Below are 15,192 nucleotides of genomic sequence, written 5' to 3'. Positions count from 1 at the left end.
ATTTTTAAATTATTGCAAGCCTATTCGAAAGCCCAGATAGAAATCTGCCTGTTCGCCGTCATTAATCAAAGCGGTAGCGATAGAGCTGGAACCGATAAAAAATCCTCCGGCCCTGATTCCTAATCCAGCGGTAAATCCAGAAATTTCATTAGAAGCTAAAGGAGCATACACTTCAAAGCTTTCTGTCGAATATCTTGGCGTTACTGAAAATACATTTTGCGCCGTAATCTGGTCGTCGCTGTCATCTTTGTTCATTTTTTGCTGTCCGAAAACAGTAACATAGAAATCTGGAATGATTTTCACATCTGCATAGGCAGAAAAAACAGTTGGCAGTTTTACTTTAAAATCACGTGAAGATGAGGTTGTCGTTAAAAAACCGCTCTCTAAAAGAATTTGTTCTATTTCCTCAAAGCTTTCGACATTTTCAAACTGGTTTAGGTCTAGTGACTGTCCAGCAGGTATGTTGAGTTCGTAATTGGTATTGTTGTTATTGTCGGATTTAAAAGTCATGCTTCCGATATTGCGCACTGCAGCACCAGCATTGATCTTGTAGCCGTCGTTATCGTCTTTCCATTGATAATTGACGCCAAGGTCTGTGGCAAAGCCGTTTAATTTTCCAAAAATGGAACTTGTATAATTGCTGAAATCAGTAAAATTTTCTGCCAAATCTCCAGAATAGGCGATATTCAATCGTGCCGTAGCATCGGTCATTTCAACATCTCCGAGATTGTTTGTTATGGTTCCAGAGAATCGATCGAGTCCTAGGTTGGCATACGATCCTGGAAATAATAGCTTTAGCGTAACGCCGACATTAAATTTGTGCTCGTCGTCTTCATAAACGTTTCTTGAAACCCCGAAGGCAATTTCTCCCCAAGTCGTACCGTTGGCACGCTGATTTTTATTGCTTTCAATTGTCGTGGCTCCAAAAATAGCGCTCAAGGCTCCATTTGTAACAGCATCACCAATAGTCGGATCTACGTCGGTAAAATTGACTTTTCCGTAGGCTTTAGTCGCGAAAGAAAAGGCCCATTTGTCCATTTTCATAGCAAATGCAGGACCATAGACTTCGCCGTCGAAACGCAAATCGACATCTTCGTTTCCTTCAAAAAGCTTTTGTTCAAGGTCATCGCCGCTTACCAAATCATCGAATCCAAGCCTGTTGTTGGAGAGATTAAAGCTTCCTGAAAAAACACCAATTTCATATTTGGTTTTCAAGTTAGCAAGTTCTGCCGGGTTGGCAGCAGCATTTAAAAGTCCGCCTCTTCTTGAGGTAGAGATTCCTGAAAAGTGGTCTTGCGAAAAACTGCTTGCCGTAATCAGGAGGCAGGAGAAAATTAATAGTTTCATAGCGGTAGTTTTTTTGTATAAATTTAAGGGAATTTTCGGCTTAAAGTTATCAAATTAACGCAAAAAACTATTATTTATTCTTAAAAAGATTAAATCGCTTTCCATATAGGGTCGTTAGGAACTGGGGCGATAATTTCTAAAGATTCTTTAGTCACGGGATGAATGAAGACAAGCTTTCTGGCATGCAAATGTATGCCACCATCGGGATTGCTTCTGTCGGCGCCATATTTTAGGTCGCCTTTAATTGGCGAACCTATTGCAGCCAGTTGTGCGCGAATCTGATGGTGTCTGCCCGTGTGCAGATTGATTTCGAGCGCAACATAATTGTTTAGCTCTTTGATTATTTTGTAGTGTAAGCTGGCAATTTTGCTGTCGGGAACTTCTTTCAAATGGGCTTTGGAAGTATTGTTCTTTTCGTTTCTTTTTAAGTAATGGACTAATTTGGCGGAAGCTTCTGCAGGTTTGTTTTTTACGACAGCCCAATAGGTTTTTTGGGTTTCCCGGTTTTTGAACAATTCATTGAGCCGAGTCAAGGCTTTGGATGTCCTTGCAAAAACGACGATTCCAGTAGTAGGTCTGTCTAGTCGATGCACGACACCAAGAAAAACTTCGCCCGGCTTATCATATTTCTCCTTGATATATTCTTTGACAACATCGCTCAAAGGCTTGTCGCCCGTCTTATCGCCTTGGACGATATCGCCAACGCGTTTATTGACGACAATAATATGATTGTCCTCGTGCAAGACTTGAAGATTATCCTTTGTGGAAAGCGTTTTCATTGTTTTGAAGATTAGATTTTCGGGTATTCAAAAGACAATTAGTATTGTTCTTTCTCGTTTGGAAAATCTTTTGACTTCACATCGGCAACATATTGTCCGATTGCAGTCGTCATTCCTTCATATAAATTCATGTATCTTCTCAAGAATCGCGGACTGAATTCGTTGTTCATTCCAAGCATGTCATGGATTACCAAAACCTGCCCGTCGACGCCGCCACCGGCACCGATTCCGATTACAGGTATGGAAATGCTTTGAGCTACTTTCTCAGCTAAATGGGCAGGGATTTTTTCTAATACAAGCGCAAAACAGCCTAGTTTTTCAAGCAATTTTGCATCTTCTAGTAGTTTTTCAGCTTCAGTTTCTTCTTTAGCACGAACACTATACGTACCAAACTTATAGATCGATTGTGGCGTAAGGCCTAAATGTCCCATTACAGGAATTCCGGCATTTAATATTTTTTTTATAGAATCTTTAATTTCGCTTCCGCCTTCTAGCTTAACGGCATGGCCGCCACTTTCTTTCATGATTCGGATTGAAGAACGCAATGCTTCTTTAGGATCAGACTGATAGCTTCCGAAGGGTAAGTCGACTACTACTAATGCTCTTGTTATCGCCCTTACAACACTAGAGGCATGATAAATCATCTGGTCTAGTGTAATTGGCAACGTAGTTTCGTGACCGGCCATTACGTTTGAGGCAGAATCTCCAACCAAGATTACGTCAACACCAGCTGTATCAACAATTTTTGCCATTGTGAAATCATAGGAAGTCAGCATTGAAATTTTTTCGCCATTGGCTTTCATTTCAATCAGCGATTTGGTCGTAATTCTCTTGTAATCTTTTTTTGCTACAGACATAATGTAAAAATTATAAGATGTAAATGTACAAATTGCTTTATTCATGGCTGTAACATAAAGCGGATTTTTTATACTAACTTTATGCTTTGGAATATTAAATAGTTCATCATGAGGAAATTACTTTTTATTGTTTTCTGGCTGCCTTTTCAGCATTTGGCCGCGCAAGAATCAGAAATCAAGCATTCTATAGAAATCTTTTTTGATGGTTTTCATTCTAGAGACAGCCTGAAAATAAAATCGGTTTGCGACGCAGGCCTAATATTGCAGTCTATTTCTGAAAGCTCAAAAGGGACTAAGCTGTCAACTGAGAAAGCTTCGGACTTTATAAAATCGATTGTCAGCATTTCTGATAAGATGAAATTCGAAGAGCGGCTACTTTCCTATAAAATTCAGGTTGATGGCGCTATGGCACACGTATGGACGCCGTATGAGTTTTATGTCAATGGAAAGCTAAGCCACAAGGGTGTCAATTCTTTCCAATTGTTTAAAGAAAAAGAGACTTGGAAAATCATTTATATTGTGGATACCCGAAGGAAAGGCTGAATTAGCTCATGCTGGTCTTTAATTTAATAGTGAACTCGCTTCCAAATCCTAGATTGCTTTCTACAGAAATGGTTCCTCCTTGTGCTTCAATAAATTCTTTGCTGATGGCAAGACCGAGTCCTGTCCCTTCTTTTTCGGCTCCAGGAACTCTAAAATACTTATCAAAGATTTTGTTTTTATACTGTGGGGAAATCCCGATTCCGTTGTCTTTAACGCTTATTTCGAGAAAACTTCCTTTTGCTTCTGCAGTAATGAGTACTGTTGAGTTTTCATATGAATAACGGATTGCATTTGAAATCAGATTGGAAACGACCCAGGTTGTTTTTTCTTGATCGCCGGCTATTTCGGGTAAAAACTCGGGAAGATTCAGATGCAAGCTGATGTTTTTTTGTTCGGTCAGTATTTTTGTAGCTTCAACCGCATCAGCAATGATTGTTTTTGGATCGCAGTTTTCAATCTTTAGCTGTGTTTTTCCTGTTTCAACCTGTGTAATATTTAATAGTTCTCCAGTGGTTCTCAGCAATCTTTTAGCATCGTCTTTTATACTGGAAACCAGTTGTTTTTGCTCTTCATTTAAATTTCCGATGCTGTCGTTTTCAAGCAACTGCAGGCTCATTTTCATAGATGCAATTGGCGTCTTGAATTCGTGCGACACCATAGCGATAAAGTTGGTTTTAGCAAAATCGAGTTCTTTGTAAGCCGTCACATTACGCAGAATTATAAAAGAACCGATTAGTTTTTTTTCTTCTTCGCCTGTTGGCAGGACAAGAATTGGCACGACTTGTTTTTCGAAATAGCTTTCCTTGTTGTCGGCATAAATTTTCAGGGTTTCTTGTGGCTTTTCAGTATTTTCACTAATAAGATGCTGTAACAGCGAACGGACAAGGTCATTAGAAAGCGTTACTTCGCTGGCTGATTTTCCGATAATGTCGCTCGCTTTCAACCCCGAGATTTTTAAAGCTTCTTCGTTCGCAAAAAGGATATTGTTTTTGTCATCAAGGCCAATGGCAGGATCTTGCATGTTGTTGATGAGCGTTTCGATTCTTTTTTTCTCCATCATCAGCTTGGCCAAATTGCTGTCGCTGTATTCTTGTAGCTTTCCTGCCATAGTGTTGAAAGACTTGGCAAGATTGCCGAACTCATCGTGTGTTTCAAAATTTACGCGTTGGGAATAGTTTTTTGCGGCGATCTGTCGGATGCTTTCCGTCAGGTCTTTTATGGGATTTGCAATGTCGCTAGGCAGGTTAATCAACAGGGTAAAAGCAATCATAAAGCAGGTGAGGCCTGTAATAGAAATCCAAAAGATAGCACTGTCGGCTGTTTTTTTCGCCACGATGCTTTTTCTTTGTATGGCATCCATGTTGATTTTCATGATGTCGTTGAGGTCTTTTCGGATTTGGCTGGCAATGGACTTTTTTTCGGGCTGTAATTGGAATGCTTTTGCGTCTTCAGACAAGCTTTGGGTGAGTTCTTTTTCTCCAATTTCTGTGACATTCTGGTTCTGCAATTTCAAAAAGCGATTGAAATTTTCGAAGGATTGTTTTTTGCCTTCAATCTTATCAAGCTCTTTCATCATGTTACGGGAATAGTCTAGGGAATTGTAATTGGCAACAAGAATATTTTCGGTGTCGTCTGCAATAACGTGTACTTGTCTTACGGCCAGAGCTACAAGCAAGACAATCATAAAGAAAAGTAATCCGACTCCGAGCCTTAATTTTGTTTTAATTCGCACAGTTGATAGTTTATAGGTGATAATTTATAGTTTATAGTTTATAGTTGAGAATGGATAGTTTCTGGTTTTTAGTGTGGTCTCTCTAGGTTTGCTCTGGATGTCTTGACAATTGCGGTAAGCATTTTGATCAGTTCGACACTATCTTCGTAAAGGGATTGAAATTCTTTTTCTGACAGATAATGTGTTTCGTGTAACAAACGGAGCCAATATTCGGTTTCTTGTGCTTCTTTCAGCGAAATATTCATCTTGTTGCTAAAATCTTTTTTTGATGCGCCTTGCAAGGCTTCGCAGATGTTTGCTCCAATTGAAGTACCGCTTCTGACTAATTGTTTTGATAAAATAAATTCTTTTTTGTTTTCTGAAATATGCTGATACAATTTTACGACTCTCACAGCAAACAGAAATGATTTTTCTTTGATAATGCTATTCTTCATAATTACTTTTTTATGGCTTAAACTTTCAACTAAAAACTTTCAATTCTCAACTAAGAATAATCAAATCAATTTCACTCGAAGATAGCTTATTTAATAATTCTTTGAAAGCATTTGTGGAAAGAATAATCTTCATCAGATTCATTCTGGGTTTTCCGATGCAGACTGTCGTAATGCCTTTGTTTTCGGCTTGTTCTATGATGGCTTTGGCAATTTTAGTGTGTTCAATTTTGATGACTTCGGCTCCTAATTCGGTTGCCAATTTGAAATTGTTAATAAGGTGGCGCTGTTTGTCTAAAGGAATCTTGTCGGCACTTTCACGGGGTAGTTGGACATACAGTACATACCATTTGCTGCTGTTGTAATAATTTGCCAAACGGGCTGTTTTTCGAATTACTTTTTTAGCGGTTTCCTCGTTGCTGCTGATACACGCCATAAATTTTTCATGTCGGGAACCTTTGTTTTTAGGAACTTCAATTTCTACTTTTCGTTCGACTTGGCTGGCGACTTCTTTCAAGGCTAATTCTCTCAATTGCAGAATGTGCTCGCTTTTGAAAAAGTTTTTCAGCGCCATTTCAATCTTTTCGGTCCTGTATATCTTTCCTTCTTTGAGCCTCGTAATTAGCTCATCGGCTGTCAAATCGATGTTTACGACTTCATCGGCTTGTGCCAAAACGCTATCTGGAATACGTTCCTTTACCTCAATTCCGGTAATGTATTTTATTTCCTCGTTCAGGCTTTCGATATGCTGGATATTTACGGCGCTGATTACATTTATCCCGGCTTCTAGAATTTCAAAAACATCCTGCCAGCGTTTTTCATTTTTGCTGCCTTCGATGTTAGTATGGGCAAGTTCATCTACAATTACGACTTCCGGACGAAGACTGATGATGGCCTGCACATCCATTTCCTCCAGCTCTTTTCCTTTGTAGAATAACTTTCTTCTTGGAACAAGAGGAAGTCCTTCAAGCAGATCGTGGGTTTCTTTACGATTGTGCGTTTCTATATAGCCGATTTTAACGTCAATACCATTTTTTAATAGCGAATGGGTTTCTTGAAGCATGCGAAAAGTTTTGCCTACACCGGCACTCATGCCGATGTAGACTTTAAACTTTCCTCTTCTTGATTTTTGGATTAAGTTTAAAAAATGTTGTACGTTATCTTCTCTTTTACTTTCCAAAATAGTGTGTTTAGGTATTAAAACGATATTGCCAGTGAGGTAACGGCTACAAAGTTTTGTTTTGTAGGATCGCCATTTTCGGTGAATATTTCATCTTTGCTATTCAAGCTTCGGGCTTCGATTCTCCAAACGACATTGTCATAAATGCTGTAATCAAAGTTAACGGAATACCCAAAAGTTTTGAATCCATTAGGCGTTTCAGTAGCGATAATTACGCCGTTTTCATCTGCATAATATTCTCCTCTTGCGCTGATGCTGACTTTATCTGAAGCTTTATATTTTGCAATCAAGACAGGGGAATACCATGAATTGTAACTGTTGCTTCCTTTTTCTTTCTGTTCGGCTCCAATATCAAAACCAGCTGTCAGACCCCATTTTTCGTTTAACTGAAAGATGCCATATAGATTGTGAAAGTAGCGCATTCTTTTGTCATTATCAGGTTTGTCATTTCCAACAAACGAACTGCTGTTCAATGTGATAGCTGTGTTTGGTTTATACGTTACTTGATGTCCGAAAGCCAAGGTTTTGTTGCCGTCTACTCGTTGGATTCTTTGCCATCCGTTTAAGACAAGCCCGCTAAGAAACCACTTTCCATTGTCGGTAGTATAGGATATTTTGGCACCGCTTTCATAATACGGCGAATTATCAGCCAAGATGCTTCGGGTTAGTGTCCAGCAGTCTTTGCCGACGGCACTTTCAAATCCGATATGCGAGGCAAAAATTCCGGCATCGACCCAAAGGTTTTTTGTTTTTGATATTTTGACACCTGCGTTGGCTTCATAAATATTTTTAAGAATGCCTTCTTCTGCGGCAAGATTGGCATTGCCATAGGTTCCGGTCATTATGGCAAGATTTGCCCTAACGTTGTCTTTCTCATAATTGGCCTTAATGAAACCTAGATTTAAGGCGACTTCATTATGTCTGTTGTGAGAATAGATGAATCCAGGTCGTGTATTATTTTCAGGTGCTCCAAAATCATAGGCATAATAGGCTTCTACATAGCCTGAAATTTTCAAAGGCGATTCTGATTTTTTCAGCGTGTCGGTTTGGGCTCCTGCGAAAGAAGTTATTGCGATAAAAGCTGTGGTAGCTAAATTTTTCATTTCTATTTTAGTTTATCTAAAGCGATGTTTAATTGTAATACGTTTATTTTTTCTGGACCAAATACGCCTAGGAGCGGCTTTTCTGTATTTTCAGCAATAAGCTTTTCTAGTTTTGACTCTTCAATGTTTCGAGTTTTTGCAATACGCTTGATCTGTACTTTTGCACCTTGTACCGAAATGTTTGGGTCCAATCCGCTGCCGCTGGCGGTCACCAGATCGGCAGGAATTTCATTTGCTTTTATATCAGGGTTTTGGATCAGGAAGGTGTCGATTCTTTTTTGGACTTCTGCCAGATATTCAGGATTGCTAGGTCCTTTATTGCTTCCTCCAGAACCCGCTGCGTTATATCCTACGGCAGACGGCCTAGAATTAAAATATTTAGTATCGGTAAAAGACTGGCCAATGTTTTTATAGAATTTCTTCCCGTTGCTTTCAACAACAATTCCTTTTCCTTGGTTTGGCGCTATCTGGGCTATTCCAAAGATGAACAGCGTGTAAATTCCAGCGAAGAAAACGATGGTCGCCAAGGTTAATTTGATTCCTATTACTATATAATTTTTCATTTCTGTAGTGTATTAGATGAAGAATGTCACGATAATGTCAATAATTTTTATTCCGATGAAAGGAACAATGATACCTCCCAGACCGTAGTACAAAAGGTTTCTTCTCAATAAAGCAGAGGCACCGATTGGTTTATAGGTCACACCTTTTAAAGCCAGCGGAATCAAAAACGGAATCACTATGGCATTAAAGATAACAGCTGATAGGATAGCGCTTTCTGGACTGTGCAAGTGCATGATGTTTAGTCCTTGCAAGGCTGGAATTGCGGTAATGAACAGGGCAGGGATGATGGCGAAATATTTGGCTACGTCGTTGGCAATACTAAAAGTGGTCAAGGTTCCTCGAGTCATCAGCAATTGTTTCCCGATTTCTACGATTTCAATCAGTTTGGTAGGATCATTATCTAAGTCTACCATGTTTCCGGCTTCTTTGGCAGCTTGGGTACCGCTGTTCATGGCAACGCCTACATCGGCTTGCGCAAGGGCAGGAGCATCGTTTGTTCCGTCACCCATCATCGCGACAAGTTTGCCACGCATTTGTTCTTCTTTGATGTAATTCATCTTATCCTCAGGCTTGGCTTCAGCAATAAAATCATCGACTCCGGCTTTTTCAGCAATGAATTTGGCGGTCAGCGGATTATCTCCTGTTACCATTACTGTTTTGACTCCCATTTTTCGCAAGCGCTCGAAACGTTCTTGGATTCCAGGTTTGATAATGTCTTGCAATTCAATTACGCCTAAGACTTTATCGTTTTCAGAAACTACCAAAGGCGTTCCTCCGTTGCTAGAAATTTCGGTTACTTTTTCAGCAGTGTCTTTTGGAAATGTGTGTCCCGCATATTCGCTTAGTTTTCGGATAGAATCATAAGCTCCTTTTCGGATCTTTATACCATCAGGAAGATTGACACCGCTGCTTCGTGTTTCGGCAGTAAATTTTATCAAAGTGGCTCCTTTTACAGAAAGGTTTTTTGACGCTTCTTTGCCTGCCAATTCTATAATTGATTTTCCTTCTGGGGTTTCATCGGCTAAAGACGAAAGAATGCTCGCTTTTATAAATTCGCTTTCGGATACGCCAGTTGTAGGATAAAAATGAGTTGCTTTTCTGTTCCCGATCGTGATGGTTCCTGTCTTGTCTAAAAGCAGTACGTCAATATCACCAGCAGTTTCTACCGCTTTTCCAGATTTTGTAATCACGTTGGCACGTAAGGCTCTGTCCATTCCAGCAATACCAATGGCTGATAACAATCCACCGATGGTTGTTGGGATCAAGCATACAAACAATGAAATAAAGGAAGCGATGGTTATCGTGATGTTTGCATAATCAGCGAAAGGTTTTAAAGTGACGCAGACAATGATAAAAACTAGAGTAAAACCTGCTAATAAAATAGTCAATGCAATCTCATTTGGCGTTTTTTGGCGTGAAGCTCCTTCGACCAAAGCAATCATTTTGTCCAAAAAGCTTTCGCCTGGTTCTGTGGTAACTTTGACTTTAATCTTGTCAGAAAGTACTTTTGTACCGCCTGTCACGGAGCTTTTATCACCACCAGCTTCTCTAATTACAGGAGCACTTTCTCCCGTAATGGCACTTTCATCAATGGTTGCAAGACCTTCAATGATTTCTCCGTCGGTCGGAATCGTGTCGCCCGCTTCGCAGATGAAGATATCGCCTTTTGCTAGGCTAGAGGATGGTACGATTTGCAATTCATCAACATACATTTCTCCAATTGGGAAGATTTTCTTTGCAGGTGTTTCTTCTCTGGTTTTTCGCAAGCTGTCCGCTTGTGCTTTTCCTCTTGCTTCCGCTATTGCTTCTGCAAAATTGGCAAACAGCAAGGTGAACAACAAAATGATGAATACCGTGAAGTTATAGGTAAAACTGCCTTGTGACTGTTCACCTGTGAGAATCCAAAGGCAAACGCAAAGCATGACAGCGGTTCCGATTTCTACGGTAAACATAATCGGATTTCGGAACAGCGTTGCCGGATTAAGTTTCAGAAAAGACTGGGCAAAGGCTTCTTTCAGCAGTTCTTTTTGAAACAGTGATTTATTTTGAGTTTTCATTTTTTTTGAAAATCATTTGATTAATAAAGAGTGAAATATTCTGCAATCGGGCCTAGCGTCAAGGAAGGGAAGAAGGATAAGGCAGCGATAATAAAGATCACGGCAAAGACCATAAGTCCAAACGTTGATGTGTCGGTTTTTAAAGTTCCAGCGCTTTCAGGAATATGTTTTTTAGAGGCTAAAATTCCGGCTATAGCTACTGGTCCGATTATCGGAAGGAATCTTGAAAGTAATAAGACAATTCCCGTCGTAATATTCCACCATGGATTGTTGTCGCCAAGTCCTTCGAAACCACTTCCGTTATTGGCTGCAGAGGAAGTGAATTCATACAATATCTCGCTGAATCCGTGGAATCCTGGATTGTTCAACGTGCTAGCTCCTTGTTCAGGAAAAGCCGTTGACAAAGCAACACCAACCAAGATTAGGAAAGGATGCAACAACGCGATGATCATGACAATCTTCATTTCTCGGGCTTCAATTTTTTTACCAAGGAATTCAGGAGTTCTTCCAACCATCAATCCGCTGATGAAAACAGCAAGTATGATGAAAATGTAGAAGTTTAGGATTCCGACGCCACATCCGCCATAAAAGCAGTTGACCATCATGGCAAGAAGCTGGTTCATTCCAGACAAAGGCATCGCGCTGTCGTGCATCGAGTTAACGGAACCTGTAGAGATTACGGTTGTAGCAATGCTCCAATAGCCAGAGGCTGCTGCTCCAAAACGTACTTCTTTTCCTTCGGTCGCGCCAGCTGTAGTGTCGATTCCCATTTGGGCAATGGCAGGATTTCCGTTCATTTCGGTAATAACAGTCGGAATTGTCAATGCTAGGAATCCGATAGTCATTACGCCAAAAATCATCCAAGACAATTTTCTTCGGTTCAAATAGAATCCCAAGGCAAAGACCATAGCAAACGGAACAATCATTTGGGCGATCATCTCAACGATATTGGTCAGGTAATTAGGGTTTTCAAGCGGATGGGCAGAATTGGTACCGAAAAATCCTCCACCGTTTGTTCCTACGTGTTTTATGGCAGTAAAAGCGGCAACAGGGCCTGTCGAAACTTGAACAGCATCTCCTTGTAATGTTGTCATTTCTTGCTTGCCTTCAAAAGTCATCGGAGTTCCGTTAAAAAGCAGCACGGTTGCTACGATTACGGAAATTGGCAATAAGATTCGAGTACATGACTTGATAAAATAATTGTAAAAGTTACCAAGGGTTTCTGTCGTTCTTTCTTTTAAGGCATTGAACAAGACAGCCGCTGCGGCCAATCCGATTCCGGCAGAAACAAATTGCAGGAACATTAAGAAGAGCTGGCTGAGGTAGCTCACGCCGGTTTCTCCAGAATAGTGCTGCAGGTTGCAGTTGACCAAAAAGGAAATAATCGTATTGAAAGCCAAATCGGGCGTCATGTTTGGATTATTGTCTGGATTGAGCGGCAGCCAGCCTTGGCAGAGCAGCACGACCATTCCTAAGGCAAACCAGACCACGTTGATGGCCAGTAATGCGACCATGTGCTGTTTCCAGTTCATTTCTTTTTTAGCATCAATGCCGCTGACTTTGTAGAATAGCGTTTCAATCGGGACAAAGACAGGGTCTAAAAAAGTTTTTTGTCCTAAATACACTTTGGCGATGTACCTCCCTAATGGTAGGGCTAAAATCAGGGTCAGGACAAACATGGCTATAATTCCTATAATTTCTGTGTTCATTTTTTAAAATTTTTCAGGTTTGAGTAAGACATAGATGATATAGGCAAAAACAGCGAGGGCAATAAGAAATAAGGCTATCATAATTTTAGATTTTATCAAAATAGTAAATCGATACATAAAAAAGGGCGAAGCAGAGCAGCCCTACGATGGTGAGGATAGCAATTGTCATACTCCAGAAGTATTAATTTGTTTTACATATTCCTTGTGCAGTGAAATCGGCAGCAATTGCGAAATCTTCAATCGGTTCATTTCCATATAATGCGAAACCGAAAACAGATAGACATTCGTAATTGCGTTTTTCATTTCTACATTGCCTTTGACAAGCAATTCTTCGGCAAGGGCAAGGCATCTTTTTGTTCGAGCCATTTTACCTAATTGGAGACTGCTGATGGTAATTTCTGCCAAGCGCTCCATTTTTTTGATAAGGCTATCATTGAAATTTTTCATATGATTAAGTTATTTTCGAAGCCTTATGCCAAATTAGAGTCCAATTTTTTGGCAGGACTGCTAAAGCGCTTGTTTATTATGCCTTACATTTTATTGAGACATATGCCAAAAGAAAAACCCTATCGAAACGATAGGGTTGGCACTTTCAAAATGATAGGTATTTAGCTGATTTTGTATTCCTCAAGCTTCCTGTATAAGGTCGTAAGAGCAATATTTAGCAGCTTTGCAGTTTCTGTTTTATTGTGGTTGGTATAATTCAATACCTTTTGGATATGAATTTTTTCGGCAGAAGCTAGAGAAAAAGCGGATAAGACAGGTGCTTCTCCTGTTGTTTCAGAAGCTTTCAATTGCTGGATTTCCAAAGGAAGGCAATCGGTAGTCAAAATGTTTTCCGTTTCTAATATGACGCTGCGTTCCAAGACATTTTTAAGTTCTCGGATATTGCCTGGCCAAGTATGCAGTTTTAATAGCTGTATGAATTCTCCTGAAAAGGATTTGATCTTTTTATTGGTTTTCAAAGCAAAGAAATGCAGGAAATAATTCGCCAAAGGCTCTATATCTGCAACTCGTTCTCGCAAAGCGGGCAATTGGATTTGAAATACCGAAAGACGGTAGAATAGATCCTGCCTAAAATGTCCTGCCTCTATTTCTTTAGCCAGATCTCTGTTGGTAGCAGCAATAATCCTTACGTTGACTTTGGTTGGCTTGCTTTCACCGACTTTTATAAACTCCCCGTTTTCGATGACACGTAACAATTTTGCCTGAAGATCTAGAGCCATTTCACCGACTTCATCTAAAAATATGGTTCCGTTGTTGGCTTCTTCAAACAATCCCTTTTTGTCTTTTGAGGCTCCCGTAAAAGAACCGGCAATATGGCCAAACATTTCGCTTTCTAACAAATCATGGCTGAAAGCCGAACAGTTGATGGCGACAAAAGGTTGATTCTTTCGCAAGCTCGATTGGTGAATGGCGGAAGCAAAAACCTCTTTTCCAGTTCCTGTTTCTCCCGTCAGCAAAACAGTGGTATCTGTAGGGGCAACTTTTCTCGCTAGTTCGATAGATTGCTGCAATGATTTGGAGCTTCCTATGATTCCGTCAAACGAAAGCTTAGTGTCCAGTTTGGCTTCTAATTGGGCAATTCTTTGCGTCAGATTGCTTTTTTCAATGGCACGGTGGAGCAGGGGAATGATCTTATTGTTGTCGTCGCCTTTTACGATATAATCAAAAGCACCATTTTTTATCGCCTGTACGCCATCGGGAATATTTCCGTAAGCCGTCAGCAAGATCACTTCAGTCTGTGGCGACTTTTCTTTGATAGCAATGGTCAGGTCAACGCCGTTTCCGTCGGGCAGCTTTACATCGCAAAGCACGACATCAAAGTTATACTGTTCTAGTTTCTTTAATCCAGATTTGCAATCTCCGGCTTCTACGACTTCAAAACCTTCAAGGCCTATAATTCGGGCCATCAGGCTTCTTAATTTTTCTTCGTCGTCAATGATTAGAATTTTTTTCAAAGGGAATAGAGTTTCTACAAAATTAGTGTTTTGCGGAATTGGAGTGTTGTTTTTACTATTATTTTACTCTAGAATAGCTTTTAAAGTTAGTCTAGCTAAGAGAATTTTCATTATTGCTAGATAAGCTTTTCTTTGAGAATTTAAATATGAGTATTATTAATAGGATAGTTACTACTGCATAGATGTATATAGGAATTGATGATAATGTTCTCATAAACTTGCCTTTTTCATTTGGGAAAGACACATCTACTGAGCCATTTTTATGAGTTAGTCTTATTTTTTTATAATCTAAAAAATTATTATTATAATTATCATCACTCCAGCATATTACTATTATTTCATATGAAGGATTTAATTCACCTAATTTAATGCTACTGGAAAAGGAATGGAAAGATGATTTTTTGAAAGGATAATCAGTTTTACAAAATCCATTTAAATCGGTTAGTAAAACTAGATCTTCAAGAGGTTTATCACTATCGTTTTTAATTGTAAATACCCAAAAAGATCTGTAATCATTACCGCGACTGACAATCAGTGACATAGTATCATCAATATTAAAAGAAGTTCGAGACCTAATCTCAGAATCTTTAATCAGAGAATCTATTTCTTTTTGTGAAACAATTTTTTTATCTCGAGCTATGGTTTTTAACGTAGTAAAATACGCCTTACTATTCCTGTATCCATTTAACAAAAAAGGAGGTGATTGATAACTCGAAACAGTTCCTTCTGCGATAACATCTTCTGCGAATCTATCATATAAATCTATAGACCCTATTACTATACTAATCAAAACAGATATTAAGCCAATTACCTCAAGAGGTTTAAACTTCAAATTTTCAGACATCTAAAATTATTTTAAACAAACTTACATAATAATCTATTATGAAATAATAGCTTATTAGTAACGATTTTATTTTTTTGAATATTAC

The 15,192-nt window shown here is 39.3% G+C and carries 15 protein-coding genes; 1 reads left to right on the top strand and 14 read right to left on the bottom strand.

Features of this window, described 5'->3' with window-relative positions; translation table 11 throughout:
- Window positions 1-9: 9 nt before the first annotated feature.
- From GGR22_RS10125 to panB, 3 genes are all read right to left on the bottom strand, one after another.
- Entirely contained in the window at window positions 10-1,347 is a 1,338-nt protein-coding gene (locus GGR22_RS10125) for a hypothetical protein (RefSeq protein ID WP_121376315.1), read from the bottom strand.
- A gap of 89 nt (window positions 1,348-1,436) precedes the next feature.
- Window positions 1,437-2,126, bottom strand: coding sequence for an RluA family pseudouridine synthase (locus GGR22_RS10120; protein ID WP_182493567.1), 690 nt, complete (start codon window positions 2,124-2,126; stop codon window positions 1,437-1,439).
- 38 nt (window positions 2,127-2,164) lie between these two features.
- Window positions 2,165-2,983 (bottom strand): 3-methyl-2-oxobutanoate hydroxymethyltransferase, encoded by an 819-nt coding sequence (gene panB, locus GGR22_RS10115; RefSeq protein ID WP_182493566.1) that lies wholly within the window; start codon window positions 2,981-2,983, stop codon window positions 2,165-2,167.
- 108 nt (window positions 2,984-3,091) lie between these two features.
- On the opposite strand from panB, the gene GGR22_RS10110 reads away from it, so the two are divergent.
- On the top strand, window positions 3,092-3,526 hold the full coding sequence (locus GGR22_RS10110; RefSeq protein WP_182493565.1) for a nuclear transport factor 2 family protein: 435 nt from the start codon (window positions 3,092-3,094) through the stop codon (window positions 3,524-3,526).
- Between the two features lies 1 nt (window position 3,527).
- Here the strand turns inward: GGR22_RS10110 and GGR22_RS10105 are convergent, their stop codons facing one another.
- From GGR22_RS10105 to GGR22_RS10055, 11 genes are all read right to left on the bottom strand, one after another.
- Window positions 3,528-5,258: a sensor histidine kinase gene (locus GGR22_RS10105; RefSeq protein WP_182493564.1), complete on the bottom strand. Its 1,731-nt coding sequence runs from the start codon at window positions 5,256-5,258 to the stop codon at window positions 3,528-3,530.
- Window positions 5,259-5,326: 68 nt separating this feature from the next.
- The gene (locus GGR22_RS10100; RefSeq protein ID WP_182493563.1) at window positions 5,327-5,692 is read right to left on the bottom strand and encodes a four helix bundle protein; all 366 of its coding nucleotides are present in this window, start codon (window positions 5,690-5,692) and stop codon (window positions 5,327-5,329) included.
- A 46-nt stretch (window positions 5,693-5,738) separates the two neighbouring features.
- Window positions 5,739-6,869, bottom strand: coding sequence for a sensor protein KdpD (locus tag GGR22_RS10095; protein ID WP_182493562.1), 1,131 nt, complete (start codon window positions 6,867-6,869; stop codon window positions 5,739-5,741).
- 17 nt (window positions 6,870-6,886) lie between these two features.
- Window positions 6,887-7,972, bottom strand: coding sequence for a porin (locus GGR22_RS10090; RefSeq protein WP_182493561.1), 1,086 nt, complete (start codon window positions 7,970-7,972; stop codon window positions 6,887-6,889).
- Between the two features lie 2 nt (window positions 7,973-7,974).
- The gene (locus tag GGR22_RS10085; protein ID WP_182493560.1) at window positions 7,975-8,535 is read right to left on the bottom strand and encodes a K(+)-transporting ATPase subunit C; all 561 of its coding nucleotides are present in this window, start codon (window positions 8,533-8,535) and stop codon (window positions 7,975-7,977) included.
- Window positions 8,536-8,547: 12 nt separating this feature from the next.
- A complete protein-coding gene (kdpB, locus tag GGR22_RS10080; RefSeq protein WP_182493559.1) occupies window positions 8,548-10,593 on the bottom strand; it encodes a potassium-transporting ATPase subunit KdpB in 2,046 nt (681 codons plus the stop codon).
- Window positions 10,594-10,613: 20 nt separating this feature from the next.
- The gene (kdpA, locus tag GGR22_RS10075) at window positions 10,614-12,302 is read right to left on the bottom strand and encodes a potassium-transporting ATPase subunit KdpA (protein ID WP_182493558.1); all 1,689 of its coding nucleotides are present in this window, start codon (window positions 12,300-12,302) and stop codon (window positions 10,614-10,616) included.
- A 3-nt stretch (window positions 12,303-12,305) separates the two neighbouring features.
- Window positions 12,306-12,383 (bottom strand): potassium-transporting ATPase subunit F, encoded by a 78-nt coding sequence (locus tag GGR22_RS17225; RefSeq protein ID WP_121376613.1) that lies wholly within the window; start codon window positions 12,381-12,383, stop codon window positions 12,306-12,308.
- A gap of 84 nt (window positions 12,384-12,467) precedes the next feature.
- On the bottom strand, window positions 12,468-12,749 hold the full coding sequence (locus tag GGR22_RS10065; RefSeq protein WP_121376304.1) for a DUF7674 family protein: 282 nt from the start codon (window positions 12,747-12,749) through the stop codon (window positions 12,468-12,470).
- A 161-nt stretch (window positions 12,750-12,910) separates the two neighbouring features.
- On the bottom strand, window positions 12,911-14,263 hold the full coding sequence (locus GGR22_RS10060) for a sigma-54-dependent transcriptional regulator (RefSeq protein WP_182493557.1): 1,353 nt from the start codon (window positions 14,261-14,263) through the stop codon (window positions 12,911-12,913).
- Window positions 14,264-14,354: 91 nt separating this feature from the next.
- Complete coding sequence (locus GGR22_RS10055; protein ID WP_182493556.1) at window positions 14,355-15,107, bottom strand: hypothetical protein; 753 nt, start codon at window positions 15,105-15,107, stop codon at window positions 14,355-14,357.
- Window positions 15,108-15,192 lie beyond the last annotated feature (85 nt).

Source organism: Flavobacterium gossypii, from assembly GCF_014138495.1.
Classification (GTDB): Bacteria; Bacteroidota; Bacteroidia; order Flavobacteriales; family Flavobacteriaceae; genus Flavobacterium; species Flavobacterium endophyticum.
This window is presented reverse-complemented; position numbering and strand designations above follow the sequence as displayed.